An 18998-nucleotide genomic window follows, 5' to 3' on the forward strand; every position below is an offset into this window, starting at 1 on the left:
TACGAATTAATTTTTATGATTAAAAACTTATTGGTCCAGGGTTACTCAGCTTTTGACTTAGGTATATTTTCGGATAAAGACCCTAAGTTGAAAATTATTAGAAAAGCCATCGATGAGCGTTTAGAGACTTATCTCAATGACGGACTCGAATGGCTTGTTTTTGGTGGAAATCTGGGCTTTGAGTATTGGGTCCTTGAAGAAGCACGAAAATATTCGAAAGATTATGGACTGAAGTGCTCGACGATTTTCCCATTTAAAACGCATGGGCAAAATTGGAATGAAGCCAATCGTGCCAAGCTTCAAAAATTTAAACAGGTTGATTTTGTAAAATATAGCTTCGATGACTATCAAGACCCTGGGCAATTTCGAGCTTATGATCAGTTTTTAATTGAAAATACGGATGCCGCATTGGCCTTATACGATTCAGAAAATGAAACAAAACTTCATTTTTTGATTGACATGATGGGGAAGTGGCCGAATTATTCAATTGATTTCATTACTTTTGAAAATTTACAAAATATTGCAGAAAATGAAAACGGCGATTGAATTTAACAATTGCCGTTTTATTTTGAAATAGATCAACGTGATCTTTTCCTAGATTTTTGTACACTGTACTTATAAAAAGTTGGATAAGATAAGTGAAGAATTGATAAGCCAAAAAGAGCACCAGCAATTGTATCCGTTGGGTAATGAACGCCTAGATAAACACGGCTTGCCATTACTGTTAAAACAATTACGGAAGCAACAATTCCTAATAGAACTTTCAAAGGCAGAGATCTTATGTTGGAGACTATTACCAGAAATAATCCACCAATTAATAAGGTAGCTCCAGTGGAATGCCCTGAAGGGAAAGATTTATCAGTTTCTGTTATCAGCTGTGTTACAAAAGGACGAGTTCGACCGACGAGATTCTTAATTTCGGTATTTAAGCTGATCCCAACACCACTAGTTGTCAAAAGATAAATGGATGAAATCCAGCGATTAGCCTTTTTGAAAATAAGGACTAAAATGACAAAGACAAATATCATGACCAATCCTCCATTAGGGCCAAAACCAACGTTGATGTATTTAGCCAACGTAGTTAAAAGATTAAAATGAAAACTAAAGATAAATTTTTGAATGGTAGTATCATTAATAAAAATATTAACAGGCGCCTTTTGAAATTTTAAATGGACCATAATTGCCAACATGGTAAAAAGAACAAGGCAAGTACCACCTAAGCTGTAATGAAACTTTTTATGCATTTAGGTTTATTCCTCCAATTTTTTCTGAGTTAAGGGAAGTTACAATGACACGTAAATATTTTTGAGCTTGATGGAAATCATCAAGGCTAAAAAGTGTTTGGTGGCTATGAATATATCGTGCACATACACCAATTGTAGTTGAAGGTACCCCTTCATTCGCGAGGTGAGCTGCGCCTGCATCCGTGCCACCTTTTGCAATATAGTATTGAGTCTTAATATTTGCCTCAGTGGCTGTCTCAATTAAGAAATCTTTCATTCCAGGAAGCATGATATGACCAGGGTCAAAGACACGCAGGGTTACACCCGCACCTAATTTGCCGTTGTCATCTCCAAAAGTATCAGCGGCAGGTGAACAATCAACCGCAAAGAAGAGATCTGGATAGAACTTTGTCGTCGATACACGAGCACCACGTAAACCAACCTCTTCCTGGACATTGGCACCAATAATCAATGTTACAGCGAGTTCTTTGCCCTTCAAGTATTCTAAGAGCTCTAAGATTTCTAAACAACCATAACGATTATCCCAAGCTTTGCTGATGATGTTTTTGCCATTCGCTGTTAAAATAGTTTCTGTTTTTGGAACGATCACGTCACCTTGACGAATACCAAAGCTCTCAGCCTCGGCTTTATCTGCGAAACCTGCATCAAAGACGATGTCGGAAATATTTGGAAGATTTGGCTGAATTCCATTTCCACGTGTGAGATGTGGTGGAACACCACCAGTGATAACAGGAATTTCATTTCCTTCGGACGTGAAAAGACTAAACCGTTGAGCACTGACAACGAGGGGATTCCAACCTCCGAGGTTAACTGCACGGAAGGTCCCGTCGGCTTTTATTTCAGAAAGCAGGAAACCTACTTCATCCATGTGGCTTGCAATCATTACACGAGGAGCATCCACAACTTTAGATTCTATCGTTGTAAAGATACCTCCAAGGCCGTCGTAAAAAGGTTCATAGCCCAAATTGATCATTTTTTTCGCCAAATAGTCACGCATTTTTCCTTCGTGACCACTAGTAGCTTGGATTTCAGTAATTTCTTTAATTTTTTCAAAAAGTTTCATTATAGATGTGATTTTTCGAGCAAGCATTTGGCTTGCTGCCTTTCTCTGATTACTAATGTCATCTATTATACCTCTATCGAGAAAATATCTCTAATCAAATTATTATTAAAGGACAAATTGTCAGTTTTTTCGTCATTTTTAAGTGTTTCGCTTTAAAATATGATAAAATCTAGGCATGAGTAAATTTTGGAAGTTTGGTCTGGGTCTTGCAGTCGGTGCTGCGGCAGGTGCAGGTCTTTATATGGCCTATCAAAAAAATGAAGACGACTTGCGCCGTGACTTAGTTGATGCAGTTCGAACACATTTTGATTTAGAAGAAATCGATGTAGTTTGGCTCTTTGATGAACCAATTCGTGAGGGCGTCTTTGCAGGTGGCTTGAATCTCTCGTCAGGAAAGTCAATTTCTTTTGAGATTGAAGAAAAGTCACAAAAAATTATTAAAGAAGAGAAAGAAGAGATTGTAGAATGATTTTCCCAGAAAATATAGAGAATCTTGCCACTTTGGTTAATGGCGAAGGTAAAACTGTTTTCTTTTTTAGTGCTGGATGGTGTTCTGATTGTGCTTTTATCAAGCCAAAGATGCCAGAAATTGAAGCTGAAAATCCAGAGTTTAAATTTGTGGAAGTTGATCGAGATGAATACATTGACGTAGCTCAAGAATGGGATATTTTTGGAATTCCAAGTTTTGTTGTTTTAGAAAATGGCAAAGAGATTGGTCGTCTTGTTAACAAAGCACGTAAAACTAAAGATGAGGTTAATAGCTTCCTCTCAGAATTTAAATAAACCAAAATAAATAATTAGAAAAAAACACATGATTGCATTTTTTAATAAGAATATTGGGAATGTCTTGATGCTCGTCATTGCAGACAATCAAGGCACAAAAATCGATTACGAGCGTAGGGCTGATATTACACGCATCTTTCGTGAGGATACGGGCGAGACGGTCGCTTGGAACTTCTTTGGTAAGGAATTTGAAAAGAATGGTGAAATCAAGCTGAGTGAGAAAAAAGTTTGGAAGCTTGAGGACGAGATCGCCGAGGCGGGATTTATGGATACAATTGAAGGGACGGCGGCTTCGCAATTTAAGGTGGCTGAAATCGTTGAGATGGAAGATCATCCTGATTCAGATCACCTTCATGTTTGTCAAGTGAATGTTGGCAACCCAGAGCACTTGGTCCAAATCGTTTCGGGAGCTCCTAATACACATGTTGGTTTGAAAACTGTGGCTGCACTCCCAATTTCATTGATGCCTAACGGTACCTTGATTTTTGAAGGTAGTCTACGAGGTGTAACAAGCTTTGGGATGCTCTGTTCAGCTCGTGAATTAAATTTGCCAAACGCACCACAGGTACGTGGCATTATTGAATTGTCAGACAATTTAGTAGCAGGTCTTGACTTCAAAGAAAAGGAAATGTGGCATGGCTAAGATTTCTGTTATAGTACCTTGCTATAATGAAGAAGAGAGCCTGCCTTTTTTCTATAATGAAATTGAGAAAATTCGTCCGCAAATTCCAACAGATTTTGAGTACATTTTTGTAAATGATGGTTCAAAAGACGAGACTTTAAAGATTTTACGTAAACTTAATCTTGAAAATCCCGAATTGGTTCATTATATCAATTTATCAAGGAATTTTGGTAAAGAAGCTGCCATGTATGCAGGGCTATCAGAGGCAACCGGAGACTATGTGACATTGATGGATGCAGATTTGCAAGATCCCCCAGAAACCCTGATAGAGATGTATCATATATTGCAAGATCCAGATGTAGATTGTGTTGCCGCTCGTCGTTCAGATCGTAAAGGTGAACCCTGGTTACGTAGTTTCTTTAGCCACCTCTTCTATAAGATTATGAATAAGATCTCAGAAACACCTGTAATTGATGGGGTCCGTGATTTCCGTTTGATGAAACGCCCGATGGCGGATGCAGTGTTGGATTTAGCAGAATACAATCGTTTCTCCAAAGGTCTCTTCACTTGGGTAGGGTTTAATACAGAATATGTGGCTTATGAGAATCGTGAACGTGTTGCAGGGGATACTCACTGGAATTTCTTCAGGCTTTTAAAATATTCAATTGATGGTTTTATTAATTTCTCCGAAGCGCCATTGAATTTAGCAGTTTACTTTGGTTTGTTCGTTGTGTTTGTGGACATTATTGCGGTTATTTTTGTAATAGGAAGAGCAATTTTCTGGAGGGATCCTGTAAGTGGCTGGGCCTCAACCGTGACAATTATGCTCTTTGCTTTTGGAGTTACACTCTTAATGCTTGGAATCATTGGTAAGTATATCGCGAAGATTTTTTCTGAAGTCAAAGGCCGTCCAGTTTTTATTATTAAAGAAAAGAAATAAGTTCGAAATTTTTATTTTGAGCTTTTTTATTGCTTATGAAAAAATTTTGTTGATGCTAAGAAATGTGTAAAGATTTACAACTGTCAAATTTGAACCTTGTTAAGGTAATTAATATCAAATTGTTAGTATATCGAAATAGAAAATCGAAGTTGAAAGATATAAATATTCGGTTTTACTATTTTGGGGAAGATTAATATTATTTCCACATATTTATAATTGAAAGCCATCATCACAAATAAAGATAAATAATAAAAAATTTTAAAAGGATGATTTTCATACCAAACTTTTCAAATTTGGTATGAAAATCATAGGCTTTATACAAGAAGAATAATAATTTTTATAAAAAACTCTGATCTTTTCAAAAAAATGGCAAATTGGTGATTTTTTCAAGTTTACTTCTTGACTATTCTTGACCTTTGAGCTAAAATAAGAATGTAAGTTAGCAGTCTTGATAAAAGAGTGCTAATATAAAATATTGGAGGTCCAAAATGTTAAAACCCTTAGCAGATCGCGTCGTTTTACGTGTTAAAGAAGAGGAAGAAAAAACAGTTGGCGGTATTGTCTTGACAAGTGCTGCCCAAGAAAAGCCTCGTACAGCCGAAGTTGTTGCTGTTGGAGCTGGCAAACGTAATGAAGAAGGAAACTTAATTCCACTTGAAGTTAAAGTTGGAGATACAGTTATTTTTTCTGAGTATGGTGGCAGCAAAGTTAAAGTTGAAGGCGAAGAGTTTTTGATCACACATGAATCTGACTTGCTTGCGATTCTCTAAAATTTAGTAAAAAGAAGGTATTTATAAAATGGCAAAAGAAATTAAGTTCTCATCTGATGCACGTGCCTCTATTGTACGTGGTATTGATATTCTAGCTGATATAGTTAAAATAACCCTTGGTCCAAAAGGACGTAACGTAGTTCTTGAAAAGTCTTTTGGTAGCCCATTGATTACTAATGACGGTGTCACAATTGCTAAAGAAATTGAGCTTGAAGATCACTTCGAAAATATGGGCGCAAAGCTTGTCTCAGAAGTTGCTTCAAAGACAAATGATATTGCAGGTGATGGTACAACTACAGCAACATTGCTGACCCAAGCAATTGTTCGTGAAGGTTTGAAGAATGTAACTGCAGGTGCTAACCCTATCGGCATCCGTCGAGGTATCGAGCTTGCAACAGAAGCTGCAGTTGCTGCTCTTAAAGAATTAGCCATTCCAGTTTCTGGTAAGTCTGCGATTGCTCAAGTAGCGACAGTGTCAAGTCGTTCTGAAAAAGTCGGCGAGTACATCTCTGATGCGATGGAAAAAGTAGGTAGCGATGGTGTAATTACGATTGAAGAATCAAAGGGAATGAGCACTGAGCTTGATGTTGTCGAAGGGATGCAATTCGATCGTGGTTACTTGTCACAATATATGGTAACTGACACTGAAAAGATGGTTGCAGACCTTGAGAATCCTTACATTTTGATCACTGACAAAAAGATTTCAAACATTCAAGAAATCTTGCCTTTGCTTGAATCAGTTGTAAAATCAGGACGTCCTTTGTTAATTGTGGCTGATGATGTAGATGGTGAAGCTTTACCAACACTTGTTTTGAATAAGATCCGTGGTACTTTTAATGTAGTTGCTGTTAAGGCACCTGGTTTTGGTGACCGTCGTAAATCTCAACTTGAAGATTTGGCAATCTTGACAGGTGGTACAGTTATCACTGAAGAACTCGGTCTTGAGTTGAAAGAAGCCACAATTGAGTCACTTGGTACAGCTGCTCGTGTCACTGTTGATAAGGATAAAACAACAGTTGTAGAAGGTGCAGGCAATAAAGATGCAATTTCTCAACGTGTTGCAGTAATCAAGGCTCAAGTTGAACAAACAACTTCAGATTTTGATCGTGAGAAGCTCCAAGAACGTTTGGCTAAATTGGCTGGCGGAGTAGCTGTAATCAAAGTTGGTGCTGCTACAGAAACTGAACTTAAGGCTATGAAGCTTCTGATTGAGGATGCTTTGAATGCCACACGTGCCGCTGTTGAAGAAGGTATTGTTTCAGGTGGTGGTACAGCTCTTGTCAACGTTATCTCTGCTCTTGATAAGATTGAAGCAAAAGGAGATGTTGCTACTGGTGTAGCTATCGTCCGTCGTGCTCTTGAGGAACCTGTTCGTCAAATAGCCGTTAATGCAGGCTTTGAAGGTTCAGTTGTCATTAACAAACTGAAAGAACTTAAAGCTGGCGAAGGTTTCAATGCTGAAAATGGAACGTGGGTGAACATGATTGAAACTGGTATCATTGATCCAGTCAAAGTTACACGTTCAGCATTGCAAAATGCTTCAAGTGTTGCGGCTTTAGTCCTTACAACTGAAGCAGTTGTAGCATCTAAGCCAGAGCCAAAAGCTCCTGCAGCTCCTGCAATGGACCCTAGTATGATGGGTGGCTTCTAAGTAAACATTATGAATTTGAAATCTCGTTCCTAAGGGAATGGGATTTTTTTATAGTAGGAAAAGCCGTTATCGTGGCTTCACCAGGTCGAAATAAGCTTTTTTTTGCTATACTATAAAGTGAGATTTCTCAAATAACAGGTTTCATTTGCCTGAATAGAAGGAGAGGCTTAAATTAAATAGCAACTGCTAATTCGACTTAAGCTAATTAATCAAAATGACAGAAAATAAAACTTTTTACATTACAACACCAATCTATTACCCGTCAGGTAAATTGCATCTAGGCTCTACCTATACAACAATTGCCTGTGATGTTTTAGCACGTTACAAACGTCTTATGGGCTATGAGACTTTCTATTTAACAGGTCTAGATGAGCATGGCCAAAAGATTCAGAAGAAGGCTGAAGAAGCTGGCTTGACACCTAAGGAATATCTTGACCCGATGGCTGAAGATGTAAAAAAACTTTGGTCTTTACTTGATATTAGCTATGATAAATTTATCCGAACAACCGATCACTATCACGAAGAAGCTGTGCAAAAGATATTTGAACAGTTGCTTGCTCAAGATGATATTTATCTTGGAAAATATGAAGGCTGGTATTCTGTTTCAGATGAAGAATTTTTTACTGAAAGCCAACTTGCTGAAGTTTATCGTGATGCTGACGGTAAGATGATCGGCGGTATGGCACCTTCAGGCCATGAGGTGGAAAAAGTTGAGGAAGAATCTTACTTCTTCCGTATGGGAAAATATGCTGATTGGCTTTTAGAATATTATGCGGAACACCCAGATTTCATCCAGCCTGAAATTCGTAAGAATGAAATGATTAATACCTTTATCAAACCTGGTCTTGAGGATTTGGCAGTGTCTCGTACGACATTCACTTGGGGAGTTCCAATCAAATCAGATCCTAAACATGTGATTTATGTTTGGCTTGACGCATTGTTCAACTATATAACAGCACTTGGTTACGGGACAGAAGATGATAGTCTTTATCGAAAATTTTGGGCTACAAAAGATGACCAACCAAATGCTGTCAATATGGTTGGAAAGGATATCTTGCGTTTTCACACCATTTATTGGCCAATTTTCTTGCATGCCCTTAATTTGCCGACACCTAAACAGGTCTTTGGTCATGGTTGGTACCAAGTAGATGGACGTAAAATGTCAAAGTCTTTTCATAATGTGATTTATGCAGAGCCATTGGTTGAACGCTATGGTCTAGATGCCTACCGTTACTACATCCTTCGTGCAATGCCTTTTGGAAATGATGGAAACTTTACTGCTGAAAGCTATATTGATCGTATCAATTTTGATTTAGCCAATGACCTTGGCAATTTGCTGAATCGTACTGTTGCCATGATTAACAAATATAATTCGGGAAAAATTAAAAAAGGCGAAGCAAGTGAGTTTGATGCAGCATTGAATGAGGTTGTTGACTCAAGTATTAAAAACTATCATGTAGCTATGGATAAGTTTGAGTTTTCAGTGGCCTTGTCTGAGATTTGGGTTCTGATTTCACGCAGTAATAAATACATTGATGAAACAGTACCATGGGTGTTAGCTAAATCTGAAAATGACGAGTCAAAACTTAACAATGTGCTGTATCATTTGGCGGCTAATCTTCGAATTGCTGCTGCTCTTTTACAGCCATTTATGCATGAAACCTCAGAGAAAATTTTCAGTCAGCTCGGCTTAGCGGACAGCCAAATTTCAATTGAAAATCTTCAAGTTGAAGTTGATTTTGTTAATCCTGTTGTAAAAAAGGGTGAGCCAATTTTTCCTCGTCTTGAACGAGAAGAAGAAATTGCTGTGGTGAACGGCTTTATTGGCGGTGAAAATGAAGTAGTTAATGAACTTTCAGAGCACAAAGATATCATTCAATTTGACGATTTTGATAAGGTTGAGATTCGTATTGCAGAAGTTCTAGAAGTTGAAAAAGTTGAAGGTTCTAGTAAATTACTTAAGTTCACTTTAGATGATGGGGAACGCAAGGACCGTTGCATACTTTCAGGCATCCAGGCCTTCTATCCAAATGAGAAAGAACTTGTTGGTAAGAAACTTCAAATTGTGGCAAACTTAAAACCGCGTAAGATGATGGGAAAATATGTCTCTGAAGGGTTGATTCTTTCTGCTGAAAGCCCAGATGGTAAGGCACTCCAACTCTGTACAGTGGACGCTTCAACTCCAAATGGATCATTGATAGGTTAATTTTATGAAAGTCGAAAAAATAAATTTTGAAACAGCTCTTCCCCTTTTAAAAGCTGGGAAAAAAATTGTAAGAAGTGGTTGGGAAGGTGGTGAAGATTACATTAAACTCTTTAACCAAATTTTTGATTCCTCGGGTAATCAAATTGAGGTAACCCCTTATTTCCTAATTAAGGTAAAGGGAGAGGGATTCTCTATGTTCTCACCTACACCTTGTGATGTACTTGCTGAGGATTGGGTTTTGGTAGAATAATGCGATTCTCAGGTCAAAAAGTACTTGTTACAGGTGCAGCTTCAGGAATTGGAAAGGCCCAGGCTCAAGCCTTCAGAAATGATGGTGCAGAAGTCGTAGCGGTAGATATTCATGAGGCTGATGGGATTGTTAAATGTGATGTTTCAGATCCTATTCAGGTTAAACAAATGGTAAATTTTGTCGGTGAAATCGATATTCTTTGTAATACAGCTGGAATCTTAGATGGTTATAAAACACTTGACACAACGGATTATAGGTTATGGAAAAAAGTTTTAGAAACAAATCTCGATAGTATTTACCTAACTTGTTCAGGATTTTTACCTCAGATGAAAAAGCGAGGATCTGGTGTTATCATTAATATGGCTTCTGTTGCGGGACTTGGTACAGGTGGAGGAGGTCTGGTTTATACAACAAGTAAGCATGCCATCGTTGGCTTTACCAAGCAACTGGCTTCGGATGAAGCGAGACATGGGATCCAAGTTCTTGCAATTGCACCCGGTGCAATTAAAACTCCAATGACCGCATCAGACTTTGATAATGATGAAAAGGTAGCGAAAAAAGTTGCTGCGGATATTCCTTCAAAACGTTGGTCGGACCCAGAGGAAGTTGCTGAATTGACGCTTTTTCTTGCCAGCCCAGCAGCTAAATATATGTCAGGAGCGGTGATTCCAATTGACGGAGGCTGGTCACTTGGTCATATGAATTATTAAAATTTAAAAAAAGAGTTCTGGTAGGTTTATCAGGCTTTTCTTTTTGATTAGATTCTGTTAAACTATACAAGTTAATGTGGGCTAAAGAAGTTCAATATTAATCCCTGAGACTTTTACCTTTGCTCAGGCATACTACACTGCGGGTAGATTTCATGTCCTACCACGCATAAAGGAGAATTCATGAAAAAAAATATCAAGGTCTTCGATATCGTATCAATTGCGATAGTTGCGGCACTCTACATTGTCCTCACAGTCGCACCCGGGTTCAATGCCATTAGTTATGGCCCAGTTCAATTCCGTTTTTCAGAAATGTTTAACTTTTTAGCCTTCTATAATAAAAAGTACATTATAGCGGTAACGCTTGGATGCATGATCTCAAATTTTATGAGTTTCACGATTGTAGATGTTATTGTAGGTGGACTTTCAACTTTAATCTTTGTTTGGTTAGGTGTAATCTTATTTGATCGTTTCAAGGACCAATACTTCTTAAATGGTCAGTTAAATAAGGCTTTCGTCTTCTTCGCTATTTTCTTTGCTTTTACAATGTTTACTATTGCCATTGAACTCGTTTTTGTAGCAGGTGCTCCATTTATCTGGACATGGTTTACACTTTTCATTGGAGAATTTGCATCCTTAATTGTGGGTGGTATCATTATTGACAAGTTAAGCAAGCGAATTGACCTGAGTAAATAATTTGAAATGAAGGTAAAACAAGACTGAAAACGCTGACAGCTATCAGTGTTTTTTGATATAATCGGAACTATGGAAAAAAAATATATTTTAGCGATTGATCAGGGTACGACCAGTTCACGAGCCATTATCTTTGATAAAAAAGGCAATAAAATTGCGGTTGCACAAAAAGAGTTTCCTCAGTACTTTCCAAAATCAGGTTGGGTAGAGCATGATGCTAATGAAATCTGGCAGTCTGTTCAGTCAGTATTAGCAGACCTTTTCATACACTCAGGCGCTCAACCGTCTGAAATTGCAGCGATTGGGATTACCAATCAACGTGAGACAACAGTAGTTTGGAATAAAAACACTGGGCTTCCAATTAGTCATGCATTAGTCTGGCAATCTCGTCAGTCCGCAGATATCTGTGATCAGTTAATTGCGGATGGGTATGAGAATTTCTTCCATAAGAAGACGGGTCTTGTAATCGATGCATATTTTTCCGCGACAAAAATCCGATGGATTTTAGACAATGTCCCAACTGCCCAAGAAATGGCTGAAGCAGGAGACTTACTTTTTGGAACAATAGATACTTGGTTACTCTGGAAATTAACAAATGGTGAGTCTTTTGCGACTGATGTCACTAATGCCAGTCGAACAATGCTTTATAACATTGTTGAAGAGAAATGGGATGAAGAAATTTTACATCTTCTAAATATTCCAGTTAGTATGTTGCCAGAAGTTCGAAAGAATTCTGAGATTTATGGTTATACAAAGGATTTTCATTTCTTCGGTGAATCTGTTCCTATCGCTAATCTTATGGGGGACCAGCAGGCCGCTTTGGTCGGTCAACAATGCTTTGAGGAAGGCATGATCAAGAATACCTATGGAACAGGTGCTTTCATTATAATGAATACAGGTGAGAACCCACATTTTTCAGAAAATAAGCTTCTGACAACAATCGCTTATAAGCTAGATGATAAGGTGACTTATGCTTTAGAAGGCTCTATTTTTATTGCTGGATCAGTTGTTCAATGGCTGCGTGACGGGGTCAAAATCTTAACTCATGCAGACCAATCAGAAGAAATGGCATATAAATCGGATACAGACGATGATATTTATTTGGTCCCTGCATTTACTGGTCTAGGTGCCCCATACTGGAATCAAAATGCTCGGGGTGCTATTTTCGGCTTGACACGTGCGACAAATGATAATGATCTGGTAAAGGCAGCTCTTCAAGCAATTTGTTATCAGACAAAAGACATACTTGATACAATGACTAATGATACTGGAATTTCAATTCCAAGCCTACGTGTAGATGGTGGAGCAACAGCTAATTCTTACCTAATGCAGTTTCAAGCTGACGTTCTAAATGTTCCGATTCGTCGACCGGAAAATGCTGAAACAACTGCCTTTGGAACAGCTCTATTAGCAGGATTAGCAATAGGTTTTTGGAAAAATAAGACAGAGGTTGAACGAATGGATGGCAAGCTTTACCAACCAAATATGGATAAAGAACGCCGAGAAAAACTTTACCAGGGATGGGTGAGAGCCGTTACAGCAACTCAAACATTTTCAAAGTAGAAAGTTAATTTTAGACTATTTCTTATTTAGACTGTAATAATTAAAAGAAAGTAGCTTGAAACTCTATAGAAAAATTAAATACAAGTTTAAGAATGCTGTTAACATCAAAGTGGTTATGATGACAAAAACAGATAAAGCGAAAGCCCATCTCAACATTGACCTCAGATAGAATCTAAAATAAGTTAAAGTATTCTCAACAGGTACACAAGATGGTTTGTCCTACAAGTTCAACAGGATAACTAGATTGAAAGATTTAATTTGAAAACTTTGATGAATAAAATTGAAAGAAACAACGAAGTTACAAAGTTTTCAAAGCTTTTTTAATAATTTGGAAGAGTAAGGGCTGATAAAAATTCAGACCAAGATTTGAATAATTTACTTTGAACTAATATGTGATGATACTTATAGTTAAAGCGATTTTTTTAAGACTCGCTTTTTTAAAAATTTACTTGGGAATTTTGTTATAATTAAGGCTATGGGAAAATTAGAATTAAAATTAAAAAACGACTTTAATATCGTTTTTTCCGATTCAAAATTACTTGAAACTGCATTTACGCACACATCTTATGCCAATGAGAACCACCTCCCAAAGACTGCAAGCAACGAACGTTTGGAATTTTTGGGAGATGCTGCTCTATCACTGACAATTTCGGAATATCTTTACTTGAAATTTCCAGAAAAATTAGAAGGTGAACTTTCAAAAATTCGCTCATCATTGGTTCGTACCGAATCTTTATCAAGGTTTTCAAAAAAGTGTCATTTTGATGAATTTATCAAGCTTGGAAATGGTGAAGAGCAAATGGGCGGACGTTGTCGTGATACAACACTTGAAGACCTTTTCGAAAGCTTTTTAGGCGCTCTTTTGTTAGACCAAGGTTTTGAAGCAGTTAAAAAATTCCTTAATCTGGTTGTGATTCCTGACTTTGAGGATGGAGACTTTATAGGTGTGACAGATTATAAAACAGCACTTCAGGAACTCCTTCAAGTTAACGGGGACACTAAGATTGAATACCGTGTCATTGAAGAGACTGGTCCTGATCATAAAAAACAATTTAAAGTAGCCGTTTTTGAAAATGAGCTCCAACTAGGATCAGGACATGGACATTCGAAGAAGCTTGCAGAACAAGCTGCAGCTCAAGATGCATTCAAAATGGCAATTAGGAGCAAAAGATAATGTACTTGAAGAAACTTGAAATTCATGGCTTCAAGTCTTTTGCTGATCGTACAAAAATTGATTTTGACCATGGCATTACAGCGATAGTGGGTCCTAATGGATCAGGAAAATCAAATATTACTGAAGCATTAAGATGGGCATTAGGCGAGCAATCTGCTAAATCTTTACGTGGGGCAAAGATGCCAGATGTTATCTTTGCTGGTACAGAAAAACGAAAAGCACAAAATTTTGCTGAAGTTACTGCACATTTTGATAATACCGGTCGTTATTTGGACTCTGATAATAAAGAGGTTGTTGTGACCCGTCGCCTCTATCGAAATGGAGATTCAGAATTTCTAATCAACGGAAAGAAAAAACGTCTTAGGGATATTCATGACATGTTCTTGGATACAGGTCTGGGACGTGATTCTTTCTCAATTATTTCCCAGGGGCGTATTGAGTCTGTATTCAGTTCGAAACCTGAAGAGCGTCGAGCGATTATTGAAGAAGCGGCTGGTGTCTTAAAATTTAAGACTCGCAAGGCTGAGACTGAAAGCAAACTTAAAGCAATGCAGGATAATCTGGATCGTCTGGAAGACATTATCTATGAACTATCTGGTCAGTTGCCAAGTTTGAAGAGCCAACGTGATGTAGCTTTGCAATTTCAGACGCTTGATGCATCCCGTCATAAATTGGCACTTTCACTATTAGTTGCTCATGTTAAACAGGCACGAAGCCAGTATGATGATTCATCAACTGAGGTTGAAGAAGTATTGGGCTCGTTAGATGCATTGATTCTCTCTCAAAAAGACTTTGAAGATAAAGTTCAAAGTTTAAAGTACCAACGTGACCAAGCAGATAAGGAACGAGAGTCCTTACAAAGTCAAGCTCTTTCGCTGACAGAACTAAAATCTGATCTAGAAAAGCAGATTGAACGCTTTGATAGAGCTGCAGAAGATCAGACTAAGTCTGATCAGGCGAGAGCTGAGCAAATTGAGACATTCAGTCAGGAAAAAACAGAACTTGAAAAGCGACTTTCAGAGAATCGTGAGGTACTAGAAAATTTACACCATCAAAAATTAATTTTGGATGGGAAAATTAAGGAACTTGAAGAGGATTTAGAAGCCTTTTCAGAGAGCCCTGAAGCGCAGACGGAGCATCTCCGTGAGAGCTATCTGATTCTGGTTAATAAAGAATCAACTTTATCAAATCAATTAACAAAAAATCAGGCTGATGCAGATAATCTTTTGCGCCAACAGGTTGAATCTGACTCTTCAAATAAAGAAAACTTAGAAAAGTTAACTATAATTTCTTCCGACCTTCTGAGGATTCAAGCAGATTATGAAACTCAAAAATCTGAAATTGATATGATCTTTTCTGATCTTCAAACTAAGAATCAAGCACTTCAAAATGTCCAGTCCCAAAAATCAGAATCTGAGCTAGCTCAATATAAAGTACTTGAACGTTACAATAAGCAGCGAGCTCAGCTGAATTCACTTGAGAATATTCGAGAAAATCACAGTAATCTTTTTGCCGGTGTACGTGCCGTTATGCGTGAAAATCCCAATGGAATCATAGGTGTTGTTGCGGATCTTCTTTCCTTTGATAGCAAGTACGAGCCAGCGCTAGAAGTCGCTTTGGGTGGTGGTGCGCAAAGTATTGTGACTGAAAATGAGCAGGCGGCGCAGGCAGCCATTCGTTATTTGCGTGAAAGTAAGCAAGGCCGAGCAACATTCTTGCCACTGACAACAATTAAGTCGCGAGAATTCCGAGATTATTCACGTGTATCAGGTATGCCTGGCTTTATAGACTTGGCCAGTAATTTGGTTCAATTTGATGAAAAGTTGAGACCAGCAATATCAAGTCTTCTTGGAACAACTATAATAGTTGATAACGGCGATAATGCAACAGTTATTGCCCGTGCTATGAATTTCAACGTACGCATTGTCACTCTTGATGGTAGCCTGCTTTCACCAGGTGGGTCATATTCAGGTGGTTCCCGTCAAAATCGAAACAACTCAACTTTTATTGCTAATGAAATAGAGCAATTGAAGCAAGAGGTTAGCCAACTTGAAAATTTGCTTAAAGAAAAAGAGAAAATCGCTCAAAAATTTGTAGATGCTGAAAAGAGTTTAACTGCAGAAATTACTCAACTTCATACACAAGGTGAGGAAAAACGCCTACTTGGAAAAGAATCTGAACTTAGAGTAAAGCAGCTTTCACAACAAAAGGATGATTTGGAAGAACTGATTTCTCTTTCATCAGGACCAGAAACTGAAGAACTTATCACTCAACTTAAATTGGATAACTTTGAAATTCAAGTTGAGCTCGATGAGATTGCAAAGAGTAAAGACAAAATTAATTCTGAATTGGATATTGTAAAGTCAAGCTCTGAAGAACGTAATAGTTTAGTCGCTGAAAAATCGGCATCTTTGACAGATTTCAAAGTAGAAGTTTCAAGAATCAACTCAGAGCTGAATTTTAGCAAGACTGAAAATTCGAGATTTGAATCTTCCTTGGCGAACATAAGTCTACGTCTTGACTCACTTAATCAGGCAGAAACAATTAAAATCGATTCTGCAACGCGGGCCAATTTTCAAAAACAATTGATGGAAGCTAATCAAAAATTGCAAGATACAAATGTCAAACAAGTTTCATTACGCTTTGCACGTGAAGATTTCAGTGCTCAGATTGAAGATTTAGAAGTTAAAAATTTCTCAGCCCGGGAAGAGATTCAAATATATCATGATCGGAAAACACGTCTAGAACTTCAAATTGAACAACTTGAGGCTAATCTTAAAGCTGCTCAGATTAGTCTTTCAGAAGAGTACCAAATTAGTTTTGATGAAGCTGAAAGCCAATCAGAGACGATTGATGATGGAGAGCTTCCGAAAGCAGAGAGAGATCTCCGTGGCGTAGAGCATCAAATTCGTAGACTTGGTCCAGTCAATCTTGATTCGATTCAACAATATGCTGAAGTAAGTGACCGTTATGCATTTCTAAACACTCAAAAAGGCGACTTATTAGAATCTAAAAATCTTTTGATTGGCACAATGACAGAGATGGATGATGAGGTACGTGCTCGATTTAAGTCAACGTACGATGCCGTTCGTGTCAGTTTCAAACAAACCTTTTCTCAAATGTTTGGCGGCGGGGAAGCTGATCTTGTTTTAACAAGCGACAACCTTCTTGATGCAGGAATTGATATTTTGGCTCAGCCACCTGGAAAACGTCTGGGAAGCTTGACTTTGATGTCAGGAGGTGAGAAGGCATTGACTGCACTTGCTCTTCTCTTTGCTATTTTACGTGTCCGCACGGTTCCATTTGTTGTGCTTGATGAAGTAGAAGCTGCTCTTGATGAAGCCAATGTTAAACGTTTTGGTGACTATATGAATCATTTTGATAACTCTAACCAGTTTATTGTTGTCACTCATCGTAAAGGGACTATGGCAGCTGCCAAGGGTATGTACGGAGTTACCATGAGTGAAGCAGGTGTCTCAAAGATAGTATCTGTCCGTTTTGAGGAAAAATAATTAGAGTCATTACATAAAAAATAAGTGAGCTTGCGTCACTTATTTTTATAACTATCTTAAGATGGACACAGTTCAGGGTTTCTCAGTACCTTCGGCCTTTTGGATGAAGCGCAAAACATTGGATTTTGTTATAATTGAAAACAAGTATAAAGAAATTGGGTTATTATAAATGGCATTTGAAAATCTAACTGAACGTCTTCAAGGCGTTTTCAAAAATTTACGTGGGAAGCGAAAGATCACAGAAAATGATGTTCTTGAAATTACCAAAGAAATTCGTGTCGCTTTGCTTGAGGCCGATGTTGCTCTTCCCGTCGTAAAGAAATTTATCAGAAATATTCGTGAACGTGCGATAGGTGTAGAAGTTTCTGAGGCTCTAAATCCTGCACAACAAATAATTAAAATCGTTAATGAGGAATTAACTGCCATCTTAGGTGGAGGAGAAGCTGAACTTCTTAAATCGCCACATATTCCAACTATCATCATGATGGTTGGACTTCAAGGTGCAGGCAAGACAACTTTTGCTGGAAAATTGGCGAAGAAACTCAAAGAGGAGCAAAATGCTAGGCCTTTGATGATTGCTGGTGACGTATATCGCCCTGCTGCCATTGATCAGTTGAAGACATTAGGGCAACAGTTAGATGTTCCAGTTTATGATGAAGGAGTTTCGGAAAATCCAGTTAATATCGTGCGTAATGGTCTTAAATTTGCTTCAGAGGCTCACAATGACTATGTTCTGATTGATACTGCAGGACGACTTGAGATTGATGATAAGCTCATGAATGAGCTTAAAGAAATCAAGAAATTGGCTAACCCAACTGAAATTCTTCTCGTTGTTGACGCTATGACTGGTCAAATTGCTGCACAAGTGGCAAAGACGTTTGATGAAATCTTAGATATTTCGGGTGTAATCATCACCAAACTTGATGGTGATACACGTGGTGGTGCGGCTTTATCGATTCGCGAGATCACAGGTAAACCTATCAAATTTACTGGTACAGGCGAAAAGTTGACTGACCTTGAAATCTTTTATCCAGATCGCATGTCCAGTCGTATCCTTGGTATGGGCGATATGCTGACACTAATTGAACGAGCGCAAGCCAATTATGATCAGGAACAACAAGCAGTTTTAGCTGAGAAGATGATGGACAACCGCTTTGACTTTGGTGATTTCATCGACCAGCTTGATCAAGTTCAATCAATGGGACCTATGGAAGAAATAATGAAGATGATTCCAGGTATGAATGAAATTCCAGGCGCAAGTAACATAAAGGTTGATCCCAAAGACGTTGCTCGCAAGAAAGCGATGGTCTTATCAATGACTCAAGCTGAGCGTCAGCTTGAGGTAGAACTTTCACCAGCACGTCGTCGTCGCATTGCGGCTGGATCAGGAAATAGTTTTATTGAAGTAAATAAATTTATTAAACAATTTAGTCAATCTAAGGATATGATGCAGGCAGTTATGAATGGGGATATGTCTGCCATGATGGGTGCTATGGGGCAGCAAAAAGGTCGTGGAAACCAAAAAATGCAGATGCCTGCTGGAATGCCTGACATGTCGGCTTTGCAAGATATGATGGGGGGAATGAATCTCCCTCAAGGTGCTGGAATGCCTGATATGGGACAGATGTTTGGTGGCGGTCTTAAAGGTAAAGCAACTGAATTTGCTATGAAGCAAGCGATGAAAAGAGCTCAAAAGAAGATGAGAAAAGGAAAGAAAAAATAATATGGCAAATTGTAAAATTAAGTTAGCCACCTGAAGCAAGAAAAAAACACCTGAAACCTTTATACTTGAATTTGGAAAAATAAAGTAGAAAAGGATT

General features: G+C 38.1%; 17 protein-coding genes and 1 riboswitch. Of the genes, 15 read left to right on the forward strand and 2 right to left on the reverse strand.

Annotation, left to right across the window (positions count from 1 at the left end):
- Positions 1 to 15: 15 nt before the first annotated feature.
- Entirely contained in the window at positions 16 to 546 is a 531-nt protein-coding gene (locus HNQ37_RS04385) for an SLOG family protein (protein ID WP_183539677.1), read from the forward strand.
- 32 nt (positions 547 to 578) lie between these two features.
- Here the strand turns inward: HNQ37_RS04385 and HNQ37_RS04390 are convergent, their stop codons facing one another.
- Entirely contained in the window at positions 579 to 1244 is a 666-nt protein-coding gene (locus HNQ37_RS04390) for a phosphatase PAP2 family protein (protein ID WP_183539679.1), read from the reverse strand.
- The gene (gene pepA, locus HNQ37_RS04395) at positions 1237 to 2307 is read right to left on the reverse strand and encodes a glutamyl aminopeptidase (RefSeq protein ID WP_183539681.1); all 1071 of its coding nucleotides are present in this window, start codon (positions 2305 to 2307) and stop codon (positions 1237 to 1239) included. Before pepA ends, HNQ37_RS04390 begins: the two co-directional genes overlap by 8 nt.
- Before the next feature lie 175 nt (positions 2308 to 2482).
- Between pepA and HNQ37_RS04400 the strand changes: the two genes are divergently transcribed.
- From HNQ37_RS04400 to ffh, 14 genes are all read left to right on the forward strand, one after another.
- The gene (locus HNQ37_RS04400) at positions 2483 to 2776 is read left to right on the forward strand and encodes a hypothetical protein (protein WP_183539683.1); all 294 of its coding nucleotides are present in this window, start codon (positions 2483 to 2485) and stop codon (positions 2774 to 2776) included.
- The gene (locus HNQ37_RS04405; protein ID WP_183539685.1) at positions 2773 to 3090 is read left to right on the forward strand and encodes a thioredoxin family protein; all 318 of its coding nucleotides are present in this window, start codon (positions 2773 to 2775) and stop codon (positions 3088 to 3090) included. Before HNQ37_RS04400 ends, HNQ37_RS04405 begins: the two co-directional genes overlap by 4 nt.
- A gap of 28 nt (positions 3091 to 3118) precedes the next feature.
- On the forward strand, positions 3119 to 3733 hold the full coding sequence (ytpR, locus tag HNQ37_RS04410) for a YtpR family tRNA-binding protein (RefSeq protein ID WP_183539687.1): 615 nt from the start codon (positions 3119 to 3121) through the stop codon (positions 3731 to 3733).
- Positions 3726 to 4652: a glycosyltransferase family 2 protein gene (locus HNQ37_RS04415; protein WP_183539689.1), complete on the forward strand. Its 927-nt coding sequence runs from the start codon at positions 3726 to 3728 to the stop codon at positions 4650 to 4652. Before ytpR ends, HNQ37_RS04415 begins: the two co-directional genes overlap by 8 nt.
- 488 nt (positions 4653 to 5140) lie before the next feature.
- The gene (groES, locus tag HNQ37_RS04420) at positions 5141 to 5422 is read left to right on the forward strand and encodes a co-chaperone GroES (protein ID WP_183539691.1); all 282 of its coding nucleotides are present in this window, start codon (positions 5141 to 5143) and stop codon (positions 5420 to 5422) included.
- Positions 5423 to 5450: 28 nt separating this feature from the next.
- Complete coding sequence (groL, locus tag HNQ37_RS04425) at positions 5451 to 7073, forward strand: chaperonin GroEL (RefSeq protein ID WP_183539692.1); 1623 nt, start codon at positions 5451 to 5453, stop codon at positions 7071 to 7073.
- Positions 7074 to 7287: 214 nt separating this feature from the next.
- Entirely contained in the window at positions 7288 to 9279 is a 1992-nt protein-coding gene (gene metG, locus HNQ37_RS04430; RefSeq protein WP_183539693.1) for a methionine--tRNA ligase, read from the forward strand.
- A 19-nt stretch (positions 9280 to 9298) separates the two neighbouring features.
- On the forward strand, positions 9299 to 9529 hold the full coding sequence (locus HNQ37_RS04435; protein ID WP_183539705.1) for a Thoeris anti-defense Tad2 family protein: 231 nt from the start codon (positions 9299 to 9301) through the stop codon (positions 9527 to 9529).
- Positions 9529 to 10239: a 3-oxoacyl-ACP reductase gene (locus HNQ37_RS04440; RefSeq protein ID WP_183539694.1), complete on the forward strand. Its 711-nt coding sequence runs from the start codon at positions 9529 to 9531 to the stop codon at positions 10237 to 10239. Before HNQ37_RS04435 ends, HNQ37_RS04440 begins: the two co-directional genes overlap by 1 nt.
- Before the next feature lie 53 nt (positions 10240 to 10292).
- Positions 10293 to 10422, forward strand: a riboswitch (PreQ1 riboswitch).
- Positions 10420 to 10932: a QueT transporter family protein gene (locus tag HNQ37_RS04445; RefSeq protein WP_183539695.1), complete on the forward strand. Its 513-nt coding sequence runs from the start codon at positions 10420 to 10422 to the stop codon at positions 10930 to 10932. (Overlaps the previous riboswitch by 3 nt.)
- 69 nt (positions 10933 to 11001) lie before the next feature.
- Positions 11002 to 12492 carry a glycerol kinase GlpK gene (gene glpK, locus HNQ37_RS04450; RefSeq protein WP_183539696.1) on the forward strand — a complete coding sequence of 497 codons (1491 nt, stop codon included), beginning with the start codon at positions 11002 to 11004 and terminating at the stop codon, positions 12490 to 12492.
- Positions 12493 to 12967: 475 nt separating this feature from the next.
- Positions 12968 to 13666, forward strand: coding sequence for a ribonuclease III (gene rnc, locus HNQ37_RS04455; RefSeq protein ID WP_183539697.1), 699 nt, complete (start codon positions 12968 to 12970; stop codon positions 13664 to 13666).
- Positions 13666 to 17178, forward strand: coding sequence for a chromosome segregation protein SMC (gene smc / locus HNQ37_RS04460; RefSeq protein WP_183539699.1), 3513 nt, complete (start codon positions 13666 to 13668; stop codon positions 17176 to 17178). Before rnc ends, smc begins: the two co-directional genes overlap by 1 nt.
- Before the next feature lie 169 nt (positions 17179 to 17347).
- Positions 17348 to 18901 (forward strand): signal recognition particle protein, encoded by a 1554-nt coding sequence (gene ffh, locus HNQ37_RS04465; protein ID WP_183539701.1) that lies wholly within the window; start codon positions 17348 to 17350, stop codon positions 18899 to 18901.
- The last annotated feature ends 97 nt before the right edge of the window (positions 18902 to 18998 follow it).

This window comes from Lactovum miscens (genome assembly GCF_014202895.1).
Taxonomy (GTDB): Bacteria; Bacillota; Bacilli; order Lactobacillales; family Streptococcaceae; genus Lactovum; species Lactovum miscens.